Below are 12496 nucleotides of genomic sequence, written 5' to 3'. Positions count from 1 at the left end.
CCGTCATGAGAATTCCGTCACGCCTCTCCCTCTGATGTGCTCGACAACCACGGCACGTTCGTCGCGGAGTTGCAGCTCGGTCCTGGCGTCCTGCACCGACTTCGCCGCAGCGGCTTCCGGCATCGAGGGAGACTTCGATCACAAACGCATTCGCAGGGGGAAGCCGACCTTGAAGCAGGCGACAATCACGCTGCCCCCCACTGATCATCGTCAGTGGCAATGCGGTCAGGCAAGAACTCCAGGAGATAATCCGCAGCCTTGCTTGCCAGTGAGGCGGCGCGAAAGATCGCTCGGTTGTCCTCCCGCAGCACCTCCAGCCACGAGCCGATATAGTCGGCGTGACGCACGGTCGGCGTGATGCCAAGCGAGGCGCAGCAAAAAGCCGCGCTTATCTCGGCAACCAGCTCTTCGAAAGCATACTTCTTGGTGCCAAAGGAACCAGAGAGGTCGCGGTTGAGGCGTGAGGCATGACCCGTGGCGTGCCCAAGCTCATGCAGGGCGGTCTGGTGCCAGTTGATCGGCTCGAAATAAGCCTGAGGTGGCGGGACCCGCACACAGTCGTGGGCCGGAGCGTAGAAGGCGCGGCTGCCCCCGATCCGGAAATCGATCCCGGTTTGCTTGATCAGCGTCTCGACCTTGGGTTCGATCAGGACGGACAAGGGCGGGGGTATGGCCGTCGCAACATCGTCGGGCAGTCCGTCGCACTGCGCGGCGTTGAACACCGTGAAGCGTTTGAGGAATGGGATCGATCGGGCTTGCTCGCCGGTTTCGCGGGCGCGCTTTTTCTCGTCTTCGGGCACGAATCGGTCGGCGTAGACGACCGTCGTTCCACGCTCACCCTTGCGGACGCTGCCGCCAAGCGAGAGCGCCTGACGGAAAGTCAGCCAGCTCTGTCCGGAAAAGCCCTGCTCGATCACCGAACCCCAGAGGATCAGGATATTGATCCCAGAGTATTGCCGGCCGGCGACGGCGTTCTTCGGCATGGCGAGCGGCGCTTTCGCCGCCCCCGTCCCCCATGGCTGAACCCAGGGTAGCCGACCGTGCTCCAACTCGCCGATGATCTTGTTGGTGATTTCGTCATATAAGCTGGCCCGGGTGGGGGCAGCTTCGTGCCGATGCTTGGCCATTGCAAGTCTCCGCGCCGGGCGCCGGGAGCCTCTCTCCCTGCCTTCAACCCGTCAGTGCGCTAAGCGCGGCCCTCTAACTCTACAAAGGCGAACGAAGATTCGGTTGCCTGCCAACTCCGAGAGATTTCCGAAACCCCAGTGTGAGGCGATCTGCAGAGCCCCAAATGCCGGGCGCGCGCGAGTTCCAGCCCAAGGGCCGGCCAGTGAGTCAATGGAGACGGAAGCCGCACAGATGGCCGAAGTTCAGTCAGGAGCTGTTTGACCGGCGACGGGTGGGAAGCCAGCCGAAAGGCTCGTCGAGCGCCGAGGCGCAAAGGCGAAAGCGTGTGTCAGGACCGTTCCGATTAGCAGGTCGAAGGAGCACCTTTGCCGCCGCAGCTCCAGTTGGCGCTTTTCGCAGCACCGTGGTCAGAGGAAAGATCGCTCGGCAGGGTATCGGCACGGCGAGACAGAACATGCGCTCAACGAGACCCGCGATCCGACTGTTTCCGAGTGAAACTATCGGATCACAACGATTGGCTGAGGGCCCCGTTTTGAAAATCCCCGACCAATTCGATGAGACCACGCCTCTGCGCGTCGAGATTGCAGCACGAATTGCCTTTCCGGACGGCTCGATGCGCGCGGCGGGCCTGCGCAAGGAGCGTGACGCCGGTCGACTTGAAACCGAGCTAATCGCCGGAAAGGAGTACGTCACCTTGCTGGCGATCACCAAAATGAGGGAATTATGCCGCGGACGTCGAAAGGGCCACATCTCGTCTGGCGGGACAAAAGCTGGAAAAAGGACGGAACACTCCGGAACCAAGCTGGATGGTTTATCCGCGATAGAACAACGTTCATCAGCGCTGATAGCTGCGAAAAAGGCCGTCCAGGACCTGAAGCTGAAAAGGCGCTCGCGGCCTACATCGCCAGCAAGTACCACCGAGTGCGCGGCGCCGAAGACGTCTTGATCGCCGAGGTCATCAACATCTACCTGAGAGAGGTTGCACCGAAGCATGCCGCGCCGGAAGAGACGGCGGCGCGACTGGATAAGATCCTCGATTTCTTCGGTGAAAAGAGGCTCGCCGCTATCAGCGGCAAACTCTGCCGCGACTACGCCGCGTCCTGTCCAACAGAAGCCGTTGCGCGCCGCCAACTCGAGGATTTTCGTGCGGCCATCAACTACTATCGCAGGGAAGGCTACACGACTGCCGCACCGACGATTGTCCTGCCCGGCAAGGCTGGTGCACGCGAGCGTTGGTTGACGCGCAGTGAAGCGGCCGCTCTCATCTGGGCAGCCTGGCGTATGAAGCAGAAATGGAAGGGCCAGGAGAGCGGCCGGCGTACCGGGCGTCACCTCGCCCGCTTCATGCTTGTCGCGCTTTATACAGGAACACGCTCGGCCGCAGTCTGCGCCGCCGCCGTCCGTCCAACCAAAGGGCGTGGTTATGTGGACCTTGACCGCGGCATCTTTTACCGCCGCGCCGATGGAGCAAAGAAGACCAAAAAACGCCAGCCGCCCGTGCGCCTGCCGGACCGGCTATTGGCTCACCTCCGCCGCTGGGCGTGCACCGATCTCGATATCAGAACCAAGGCGCGCGGCAAAAGCGCAAATATCGGCCGAAAAATATCGCAAGATTTTGTCGTGGAGTGGAATGGAAAGCCGGTGGTGTCGGTAAAAAAGAGCTTTAGGAGAGCTCGCGAGGCAGCCGGCCTCGGTCCCGACGTCACTTCACACACGCTTCGCCACACCGCTGCGACCTGGCTGATGCGGGCCGGCGCCGATATGTGGCAGGCGGCAGGCTTTCTCGGCATTACCGTGGATGTCCTGATCGATACTTATGGCCACCATCACCCCGACTTCCAGGCAGACGCCGCCGAGAAGATCGCGAAGAAGCACGACAAGGCGGCGAAAACCGGGCTCAGGATTGGTGACAATGAGAATATGAACCCGGTCTGGCCGCCCCACACGTTCCCCACACAAAGCTCGAAAACAAACGCAATCATGGCGAAGCAAGCGTGACGAAGGAGCCCGGGAATCGGCGGCTTGCCTGGTAGCGCACATCGTTCGGGACGATGGGGTCGCAGGTTCAAGCCACCCGCACCACTTTCTCAAATTTGGCATTGGGCTGTCACGCCGTTCGCATCCACTCCGACTCGCTGAGCTGAACGAAACCAGGTGATCGCTATATCGAGGTCCGGTTTCAAACTCAGGCGCGAAGCGGCGTACTCCTCAAGGTCGAAAGCGATCGCCACGCGCCGCCAGGCTCTTGGCTTGAAGCGCTTCGCAATGCACCAACTTTTCCGACGCAGTTTGATTTTGGCCTTCGCACCTGCACAAAACTATGCAAAACCGTTCACCGCTTAAACCTGACGCGGGGGAAACGTGCCGATGAGTGTGGCGGGAGAAACGATGGCGTTGACGCCGCCGGACATCGCGGCCAGCAAGGGCAAGGACCCGGTCGTCTGCCTGACCGCCTACACCACACCCATTGCCCAGCTCGTCGACCGATATTGCGACGTCGTCCTGGTCGGCGACAGTGTCGGTATGGTGCTTCACGGTCTGCCCTCGACCGTCGGCGTCACGCTCGACATGATGATCATGCATGGCAAGGCGGTGCGACGTGGTCTTGAGCGCGCGTTGATGGTCGTTGACATGCCATTCGGCTCCTATGAAGAAGGCCGCGAACAGGCCTTTCGCAATGGCGCGCGGCTCATGGCGGAAACCGGATGCGCCGCCCTCAAGCTGGAAGGCGGCGAGAGCATGGCCGAGACAATCCGCTTTCTCACTGCTCGCGGAATTCCCGTCATGGCCCACGTCGGGCTGACGCCGCAGTCGGTCAATGTGTTCGGCGGCTATAAAGTCCAGGGCAGGGGCGGAGACGGCGACAGGATTTTTCGCGACGCGCTTGCTGTTGCCGAGGCCGGGGCGTTCAGCATAGTGCTGGAAAAGATCACGGAGCCGCTCGCACGGAGGATAACCGAGGGAGCCACAATTCCCACGATCGGTATCGGTGCCTCGCGCGCCTGCGACGGCCAGATCCTTGTGATTGACGACATCCTGGGCATGTTCACCGGTTTTCGACCGAAATTCGTCAAGCGCTATGCCGAACTGGGCTCAGAGGCCGAAGCTGCGATTGGGGCCTACGCAGCTGATGTGCGGGAAGGGCGCTTTCCAGCGGCCGAACATCTCTTCGCCGATGCGCCGCAGGCCGGAGAAGTCGCATGAGCGTGCCGATCGTCCGCACCATTGCCGAGCTTCGTACCGTTGTGGCGGGATGGCGCCGTTCTGGTGCCAATATCGCCGTGGTGCCTACCATGGGAGCCTTGCATGAAGGACATTTGAGTCTCGTGCGTGCTGCGTTTCAGAAGGCCGATCGGGTGATCGTGACGCTGTTCGTTAATCCCAAGCAGTTCAACAGTGCCGCGGATCTTGCCGCCTATCCCCGTACGGAAAACGAAGACGCTGCAAAACTCACTCTGTTGGGCGCACACCTACTCTATGTTCCGAACGCAACTGAGATGTATCCTGACGGCTTCACCACGACCGTGTCCGTGTCCGGCGTCAGCGAGGGCCTGTGCGGTGCGTGCCGGCCTGACCATTTCGACGGGGTGGCGACCGTCGTTGCAAAGCTCTTCCTGCAGACCGGCGCTGATTTCGCGTTCTTCGGAGAGAAGGATTTCCAGCAGCTTCTACTTATCAGGCGCATGGTCCGGGACCTGGATATTCCGATCACCGTCGTCTCCTGTCCGACAGTCCGCGAAGCAGATGGTCTCGCTTTGTCATCGCGCAATATCCGCCTCACGCCGGCAGAGCGCGCTGTTGCCCCAAGGCTCGCATCGGTCCTGCTCGATACAGCGGAGGAGATCTCGAACGGCTCTCCCGTCCTGCCAACGCTTGCCCTGGCGCGCGCAGCGATCCTGTCCGCAGGCTATCGCGAGGTCGAGTACCTGGAACTTCGTGGCGAGGCGGATCTGCAACCGACAGTAAACGTGGATCGGCCGGTCCGCCTGCTCGCAGCCGCCTGGCTCGGCCAAACGCGGCTCATTGATAACAGAACGCTGCCGTCTTGCCCCCGTCACAAATGACTCGCCGTGGACTTCCGGCTAGGGTGAAAAAACCAGCCCGTGCCGCGCGAGAGTGAACGGACGCGTTCATCTCCATAAAGACCTATCGTGAGGAGGAGCCGACGTGATCGCGCTTCGCGCGGCACATCCTTTTGGCTGGTGACATGTAGCAACAGTTCTTGCGTCCGCGAACGGTCCCGCGATCAGTCACCAAACAATTGCGATGGCCGCGTAGGCGGGCAGATCGGTGTTTCTGGCCCCGACCTCAACCAGGATGCCGCACGCAATCTTTTTGCCGTCACAAACGCCATGTCATCCACGCTCCCCATCTGACTCGGTCAGTGGTACGTCTCTGGCCTGCTACCCCGCCTCGATCAAGACCGTGCTTTCCGGCGACCAACGCAGCACGACATCCTGGCCTTCCGCCAGCCTGCCAGTGCCGGTGTTCTGGACAATCACCTTAAGTGTCTGGCCAGCACGCTCGACAAAGTAGGTGCTGCTATTTCCGGCGAAGATGCGCTTCGACACCTGCCCTCGCAGCACATTAGCATTAGCCGCATCCAGAGCCTCGGCATCAGTGAAGATGCGGATTCGTTCGGGCCGCACGGCGCAGCTCGCCTTCATGCCGGCGACAAGCGTAGCCCCCCCGCCGGCGGCAATCCCCGTTCCATCAGGCAGCCGAATGCCCGTACCAGTGGCGTTGCCGCGAAGGATGTTGGCATCGCCCAGGAAGGTCGCGGCAAACTCACTCTTCGGCCGATCATAGATCTCCTCGGGCGGGCCTTCCTGCACCAGCTTGCCATCGCGCAGAATGCCGACGCGGTCGCTCATCGTCAACGCTTCTTCCTGGTCGTGGGTGACGAAGATGGTGGTGATGCCGATCTCGCGCTGGATGCGCTTGAGCTCGATCTGCATGTCTACCCGCAGCGCCTTGTCCAGCGCCCCGAGTGGCTCGTCGAGCAACAGCACGCGCGGCCGGATGACTATCGCGCGAGCGAGCGCGACGCGCTGGCGCTGGCCGCCAGACAGCTGGTGCGGCCGGCGTCCGCCGAGCCTGCTGAGCTGCACGAGGTCGAGTGCGCGCTGCACCTCGCTTGCAATCACCGCCTTGGGCTCGCCGCGCACTGACAAGCCGAAGCCGACATTGTCGGAGACGCTCATGTTGGGAAACAGCGCGTAGTTCTGGAACACCATGCCGATCCGCCGCTTCTCCACCGGCACCCGCTCGACACTTTCGCCGCCTATGGAGATGCGGCCAGAGTCGGGAAAGTCGAAGCCGGCGATCTGGCGCAGCAGCGTGGTCTTGCCACTGCCGGAGGGACCGAGCAGGGCGTAGAAGCCGCCGTCGGCGAAATCGATTGAGACATCGTCCAGCGCCTTGTGCGCGCCAAAACTGCGCGACACATTCGATACCTGCACGCCCGCCATCATTTCTCTCCGCCGAATTTGAAGAAACGCGCCGTGAGCAGCATCAATGCCATCGACACGACAATGATGATCGTCGAGACCGCATTGATCTCGGGTGTGAATCCCTTGCGGATCGCGGCGTAGATTTCGACCGGCAGCGTCGTCTGGCCGGGCGTCGACAGGAAGTAGGATACGACGAACTGGTCGAAGGACACGGCGAAAGCGAACAGCCCTCCGGCAATGACGCCCGGCATGATCCAGGGCAGCGTGACGCGGTTCGTCACCTGCCATTGATTAGCGCCAAGCGAGCGCGCCGCCTCTTCCAACTCAGGCGCGAAGGTCTGCAGCCGGGCCGATACGACGACGATGACATAGGGCAGTGCAAGCGCGACGTGGCCGAGCAGGATGGCGAACAGTCCGCGCCCGATGCCGACGCCGAAGAAGAAGATCAGCATCGCCGTGCCGGTAATCAGCCACGGAATGGCGATTGGCGGAAACAGCAGCGCCTGCAGGAATTTCTTGCCCCGAAACTCATAACGGTAGAGCGCCAGTGACGCCGCCGAGCCAAGCACCACGCAAATGGTGGTGGTGATGACCGCGATCTCGAGGCTGTTCCAGGTGGCTGAGATGAGCTGGTCGTTCTGCCACAGCGAGGCATACCATTCCGTCGTCCATTCGAACGGCAGCTGGTAGAAGGGCGAAACGTTGAAAGACATTAGCGCCATGATGATGATGGGCACATAGAGGAAGGCAAGCAATAGCCAGATGTAGAGGCGGCCGAGCCATTCGAGGACGCGTGTCGTCGCCATCACGTTGCCCTCCTCAGAACGGGCGAAGCAACCACCAGGATGACCAGCACGACGGCCAGTAGGATAAAGGAGAGCGCAGCACCCAGCGGCCAATTGAACACGGCGACGAACTGGTCCTCGATGACAGTGCCGTAAAAGGTGCCGGTACGGCCGCCAAGGATGCGCGGCTCCATGAACGAGCCAACGACCGGGACGAAGATGAGGGCTGCGCCAGCCACCAGCCCCGGCATCGACAGCGGAATGATGACCCGCTTCAGCATCTGCAGCCGCGAGGCGCCGAGCGAGCGCCCGGCCTCGATCAGCGAGTCATCGATGGCCTGTAGGGTCAGGTAGCAAGTCAGCACCATGTAAGGAACGTAGGAGTGCACCAGCCCGATGATGACGGCCGGATGGGAATACATCAGGTCGATACTGATCTTGAACGGCAGCACGGCGTTGAGCGCGGAGTCGAGAATGCCCCCTTCGCGTAGCACCATCGCCCAGGAGAAGATGCGCACCAGCCCGTTCGACCAGAACGGCAGGATGACAAGCAGGAAAATCGCCTCGCGGCTGCGGCCTTTCAGCACCTTGGCCAGCACATAAGCGGCAGGATAACCGACGATGATGCACCACAGCGTCACCTCGAGGCCGAGGCGCAGCGAGGCGAGCAGAAGCGTCAGGTAGAGGCTCTTCGAGAAGAAGGTGGCATAGTTTTCGAGCGTGAATGCCCACGGCTTTCCCGACAGCGGCAGGTCGGTCATGAAGGAGAAGAACACCATGGCTGAGAGCGGCAGGAAGATCGCAACCGTCAGCCAGAGATAGGCAGGCGCCAGCAGCGGCAAGGCCGATCTCAGCCCGCTGCGCGACGCGGCTGCAACCTGTGCTGCCATGACATCCTCCCAGGGAAGGATCAGCCGACATGCATGATCGGCTGATCCCGCTTTCTGCTGTTACTTCACGTTGACCTTGAGCTGCTGCCAGAGCGACAGATAGGCTTCGCGCTGGGCGTCTATGATCGGCGCCTGGAACTGGATGCGCTTGGCAACTGCCGGGTCACCCATCACTTTGCGGTTGAACGCATCCGAGGGAAGTGCTTCCACAGCCTTGGTATTGGCGGATACCGGGGCTCCGACCTTGGTGACCCATTCGACATAGAACTTCGGGTCGACCATGTAGTTGATGAAGGCCTCGGCGCCGGCGACATTCTTGGAACCGACCGGAATGGAGAAGGCGTCGAGCCAGGCGACAGCGCCCTCCTGCGGGATCACGAGCGAGACCGGCAGCTTGAAATGGGTCTTGGCGCGGTCGGCCGAGCCGCTCCAGTAGGTGCCGATGTCGATCTGGTTAGAGGCAACCATCTGGTTCCAGTCGTTCTCCGAGCTCCAGAACGTCTTGATCTGCGGCATCAGCGAAGTGAGCTTCGCCTTGATCGCCTCCATATCCTTGATGTCGTTGATGTTCTGGCCGGTGGCAATGGCGCCGAACTGCACCGCCTCGACGGCATCATCACGGATGGTGACGCGGCCTTTGTGGGCGGGATCCCACATTTCGGCGATGCTCGTTGGCGGCTTGTCGAAGGACTTGTCGTTGATGGCGAGCGCCGTCAGTCCCCAGACCCAAGGTACCCCATAGACCTTGCCGTCATGGACGAGCATCGGCGAACTCGCCTTGTCCTTGCTGATGTCGGCATAGTTCGGCAGCTTGGATGTGTCGATCGGCTGGATCAGCTTTTCCGCCATTGCCTGGTCGTTGAAGGCGGCGTTGATCATAACGACGTCGTAGAGGCCGGGATTGGTCCTGAGCTTGGTCAGCATTTCCTGTTCGGAATTGAAGAAGTCGTTGACGACCTTGTTGCCGGTCGCCTTCTCGAAGGCCTCGATGGCCCACGGCTCGTCGGCGCCGTAGCCCTTCCAGTTGAGTACGTGCACCTCGTCGGCCTTGGCGGCAAATGCAAGTGCGGAGGTGAGGACGGCGGTCGCCGTCAGCAGGGCAGTCAAGTCGGGCATGCGCATGTTCGTTCCTCTCTGTGTTTGCCCGCTTCCCGGGCTTTGTCAGGCTGTCGGGCGTTTGGCCTTTTGCTTCCGGCCATGGAGGCCGATCGGCGGACCGCCGGCATGGCTTAGGAATGTCTGGATCTCGTGGTCGGTCGGCGCTGATGAACCACCGTGGCGGGTAACGGAAATGGCCGCCGCCGCATTGGCGTAGCGCGCTGCCTCAAAAGGCGGCACGCCGCGCGCCAGCGCGCTGACGAAAGCGCCGATATGGGTGTCGCCGGCGCCATTGGTGTCGACAGCGTCGACCTCGAAGCCGGCGATCGTTTGCGCCGAGCCGTCGGCCAGCCGCACGTGGCAGCCTTTCGCGCCGGCACGAATGACGACGCCAATGGTCTTAGGGGAGTGGTCGCTTAGCAGCCGTGACGCGAGTGTCTCGACGGCGCCCGGACCGGCAATCGCGGCCGCTTCCGTCATGTTGCAGCTCAACCAGGTAGTACGGGCGAGTATCCGCGACAGGATAGGGCGGGGAATGTCGGTGATGACAGGTGTCGGGTCGAGGACAAGCGGCGTGTCGGCCGGAAGCGCCTCGATCCAGTCGGTGAGCGCATCGCGGCTCTTGGCATAGCTCAGCGTATAGCCGGAGGTGAATACCCAATCCTCCGGTGCGACCGAGACGGGCGTCATCATGTCAAGGCTGAGCACACTCTCCGCGCCAGGCCACGAGACGAAGGTGCGCTCGGCATCGCTCGAGATCATGGCGACGCAATTGCCACTGTCCATAACCGGCGATGGCGGCGTTAGTGTCTCGATTTCTTCAGTTGCTAAGGCCGTGCGCAGGAACTCGCCATTGGGTCCGCTCCCGAGCTGGCCCCCGAACACTACCTTCATGCCGGTGCGGCTGGCCGCGACCATCATGTTGAAGCCGCCGCCGGCAACTTGTGCATAGCTCGACGCGGTCTTCTCCGTGCCCGGTGCCGGCAAGGCATCGATATGGTAGACATAGTCGACCACCGCGCTGCCGACATGGACGAGACGCGCTCTCATGCCGCTGCATCCTTGCCGCCACTGCCCTTGTCCAAACGGGCCTTGGACATCCGCGCCACAACAAGGTCGGCGGCGAGGGCGCTAACCTCCGTCATGTCGATACCCTTGAGCTCTGCGATGCGGTTCTGAGGCAATCGGGAAAAGCCGGTGCAGGCACCGGCCATGCCGGCCGCGATGGCGCCGATCGTGTCGGTGTCGCCACCGAGATTGGCACTGATGACTGCCGCCAACCAAGGGTCGCCACCGGCAACTTCCAACACCGCGAATGCAGCAGGGACGGATTCCTGACTGGCGACGCCTGTGCCGACCAGATCGGTGATCAGCCGGATCGCGTCCTTCGTCGCCTTGCCGCGCACAAGCTCCTGCGCCCAAGCAATGCGCGCAGCAATGTCACCGCCGGTGGCCCAATGGCCGAGCGTCGCTCCTCGTCTCGCTGCCGTGATGGCGTTGTCGGAAGCGGCACGCCAGTCACCGCCAGCGACGCCGCGGCTGATGGCGGCAGCGACCGCTGCGGCCGAAGCGATTGCGATGGACGTGTTGTGCGTCGCCATGCAGGTTTCGGCCACTTTGGCGACCAGTGCGTCAAGCGGCTCCAGCGGCATCATGATACCTACTGGCGCGATGCGCATGGCCGCACCATTTGTGTCGCCACTGCGCCCCGCTTCCTCGGCTGGCATACCATTGTTGATGGCGTCGATGGCGCGTTTGGTTGATGGTCCCAGCAGATCGTAGCTGCCGCGCGCCTTGACATCGCGTTCCCAGTCGAGCAGCGCGTTGACCCACCGCGCATGGTCGAACCGACTACCGGATTCGACCATGATACGGCCAAGCAGAAGCGCCTGTTCGGTGTCGTCGGTGATCGTTCCGGCCGGGAGTCCCTTCGACACCGGATGATCGGCGAAAGGAGCAATGAAGCCCTCGACATGACCGTAGAGTTCGGCAATCCGCGCCGGCGACAAAAGCTGCGTCGGCATTCCCAGCGCATCTCCCAGTGCCCCGCCGACAAGCGCCCCAATTGCCCGATCGGTGGTGTCCCGGGTGTCGTCCGGCATCTCTCAGAACCTCATATGCAGCGCAAAATGCGCCGGGTTGAGCAGGCTGGTCACATATTCGATCGGCCGGTCATCGGCGGCGCGGGTTAACCGGCGACCACGCAGGAACGGCGTGCCTTGCGGGCAGCCGAGGATTGCGGCGTCGTCGATGTTGAGCATTTCGATGCCGACCCATTCCTCGCCATGGTCGGGAAAGAGGCCGGCGCCGCGCAGCGTCTGGTGCAGCGAGCCTTCGCGCAGGCCGCGCAACGGCACGTCCTCCAGTTCGGGCGACAATGGCAGGCGGCTGCGCTCGATGGAAATCGCATGGCCATCGCTGGCATTGGTGCGCACCCGGTCGACGGCGATGAAAAACGGGTTTTCGATGCCAAGCAGCGCGGCAAGATCGGGATCCTCGATCACCTCGAGCCGCAGCGTACGCGTCTCGGCATTGGCGCCGGCGTTGGCGAGCGCCCGCGACCAACCGATGGCGTCATCAACGGGCTTGCCATCGAAGGTGACGAACGAGCCGATGCCGACCTTAGTGGTGATCAGCCCGCGGCTGGACAGTTCCTCGAGGCCCTTGCGGACGGTGTTGCGGCTGACGGAGAAACGCTGGACCAGTTCGTTCTCGCTTTGCAGCCGGTCACCGAAGCCCAGAACACCGGAGCGGATTTCATGCTCGAGAACGGTCGCGATTTGTTCGGGCTTGCCCGTGCCGGGAGAGAGTTGAACCGAGCGCCGCTTCATATAGGTACCTGTTCAGTGAGCCTGTATAATCCTGTTCACATCGTGGAAAGCTTGTCAACGAGCGACCGATCGCGGTCATCGTGTGGGCTGGTTCGAGGGCGATCACTCCCCGCGTTCTCTGAACGACACAATTCAAAGATGACTTGGCCGCAGCTAGTGGAACACAGCAACGACGCTCCCGGCGCAACCTGGCTGGAACTGAACACGTCTTAGGGGCGGGCTTTCTAGGCCCGAGAGCCCAATTAAGGATGGATGAGCGATCAGGGGCTCAATGGACTCCGGAGCAAGGTCGTCCCATGCATCTTCAACAG

12 protein-coding genes are annotated in these 12496 nt (G+C 62.0%); 4 read left to right on the top strand and 8 right to left on the bottom strand.

Features of this window, described 5'->3' with window-relative positions:
• Positions 1 to 185: 185 nt before the first annotated feature.
• Positions 186 to 1127: an ArdC family protein gene (locus AC0L2P_RS16045; RefSeq protein WP_473502304.1), complete on the bottom strand. Its 942-nt coding sequence runs from the start codon at positions 1125 to 1127 to the stop codon at positions 186 to 188.
• 533 nt (positions 1128 to 1660) lie between these two features.
• Between AC0L2P_RS16045 and AC0L2P_RS16040 the strand changes: the two genes are divergently transcribed.
• The 4 genes from AC0L2P_RS16040 to panC all read left to right on the top strand — a co-directional run bounded on the left by AC0L2P_RS16040 (position 1661) and on the right by panC (position 5192).
• Positions 1661 to 2074: an excisionase gene (locus tag AC0L2P_RS16040; RefSeq protein ID WP_473502303.1), complete on the top strand. Its 414-nt coding sequence runs from the start codon at positions 1661 to 1663 to the stop codon at positions 2072 to 2074.
• Positions 2071 to 3126, top strand: a complete 1056-nt coding sequence (locus tag AC0L2P_RS16035; protein ID WP_473502302.1) for a tyrosine-type recombinase/integrase — start codon at positions 2071 to 2073, stop codon at positions 3124 to 3126. Before AC0L2P_RS16040 ends, AC0L2P_RS16035 begins: the two co-directional genes overlap by 4 nt.
• A 369-nt stretch (positions 3127 to 3495) precedes the next feature.
• A complete protein-coding gene (gene panB / locus AC0L2P_RS16030) occupies positions 3496 to 4332 on the top strand; it encodes a 3-methyl-2-oxobutanoate hydroxymethyltransferase (protein ID WP_473502301.1) in 837 nt (278 codons plus the stop codon).
• Positions 4329 to 5192 carry a pantoate--beta-alanine ligase gene (panC, locus tag AC0L2P_RS16025; RefSeq protein ID WP_473502300.1) on the top strand — a complete coding sequence of 288 codons (864 nt, stop codon included), beginning with the start codon at positions 4329 to 4331 and terminating at the stop codon, positions 5190 to 5192. Before panB ends, panC begins: the two co-directional genes overlap by 4 nt.
• A 339-nt stretch (positions 5193 to 5531) precedes the next feature.
• Here the strand turns inward: panC and AC0L2P_RS16020 are convergent, their stop codons facing one another.
• Genes AC0L2P_RS16020 through AC0L2P_RS15990 form a run of 7 tightly spaced genes read right to left on the bottom strand, consistent with a single transcriptional unit; the run spans position 5532 to position 12185 of the window.
• A complete protein-coding gene (locus tag AC0L2P_RS16020) occupies positions 5532 to 6599 on the bottom strand; it encodes an ABC transporter ATP-binding protein (protein WP_473502299.1) in 1068 nt (355 codons plus the stop codon).
• Complete coding sequence (locus tag AC0L2P_RS16015) at positions 6599 to 7387, bottom strand: ABC transporter permease (protein ID WP_473502298.1); 789 nt, start codon at positions 7385 to 7387, stop codon at positions 6599 to 6601. The genes AC0L2P_RS16020 and AC0L2P_RS16015 overlap by 1 nt, the downstream gene beginning before the upstream one ends.
• The gene (locus AC0L2P_RS16010; protein ID WP_473502297.1) at positions 7387 to 8256 is read right to left on the bottom strand and encodes an ABC transporter permease; all 870 of its coding nucleotides are present in this window, start codon (positions 8254 to 8256) and stop codon (positions 7387 to 7389) included. The genes AC0L2P_RS16015 and AC0L2P_RS16010 overlap by 1 nt, the downstream gene beginning before the upstream one ends.
• Before the next feature lie 60 nt (positions 8257 to 8316).
• Positions 8317 to 9378, bottom strand: a complete 1062-nt coding sequence (locus AC0L2P_RS16005) for an ABC transporter substrate-binding protein (protein ID WP_473502296.1) — start codon at positions 9376 to 9378, stop codon at positions 8317 to 8319.
• Between the two features lie 39 nt (positions 9379 to 9417).
• On the bottom strand, positions 9418 to 10404 hold the full coding sequence (locus tag AC0L2P_RS16000; protein WP_473502295.1) for a PfkB family carbohydrate kinase: 987 nt from the start codon (positions 10402 to 10404) through the stop codon (positions 9418 to 9420).
• The gene (locus AC0L2P_RS15995) at positions 10401 to 11456 is read right to left on the bottom strand and encodes an ADP-ribosylglycohydrolase family protein (RefSeq protein ID WP_473502294.1); all 1056 of its coding nucleotides are present in this window, start codon (positions 11454 to 11456) and stop codon (positions 10401 to 10403) included. The genes AC0L2P_RS16000 and AC0L2P_RS15995 overlap by 4 nt, the downstream gene beginning before the upstream one ends.
• A gap of 3 nt (positions 11457 to 11459) precedes the next feature.
• A complete protein-coding gene (locus AC0L2P_RS15990; RefSeq protein WP_473502293.1) occupies positions 11460 to 12185 on the bottom strand; it encodes a GntR family transcriptional regulator in 726 nt (241 codons plus the stop codon).
• Positions 12186 to 12496: the final 311 nt, after the last annotated feature.

The sequence above is a fragment of the Mesorhizobium sp. WSM4836 genome, assembly GCF_055811815.1.
Note: the sequence above shows the minus strand (reverse complement) of the source record. Positions and strands in the feature narration are given on the sequence as shown.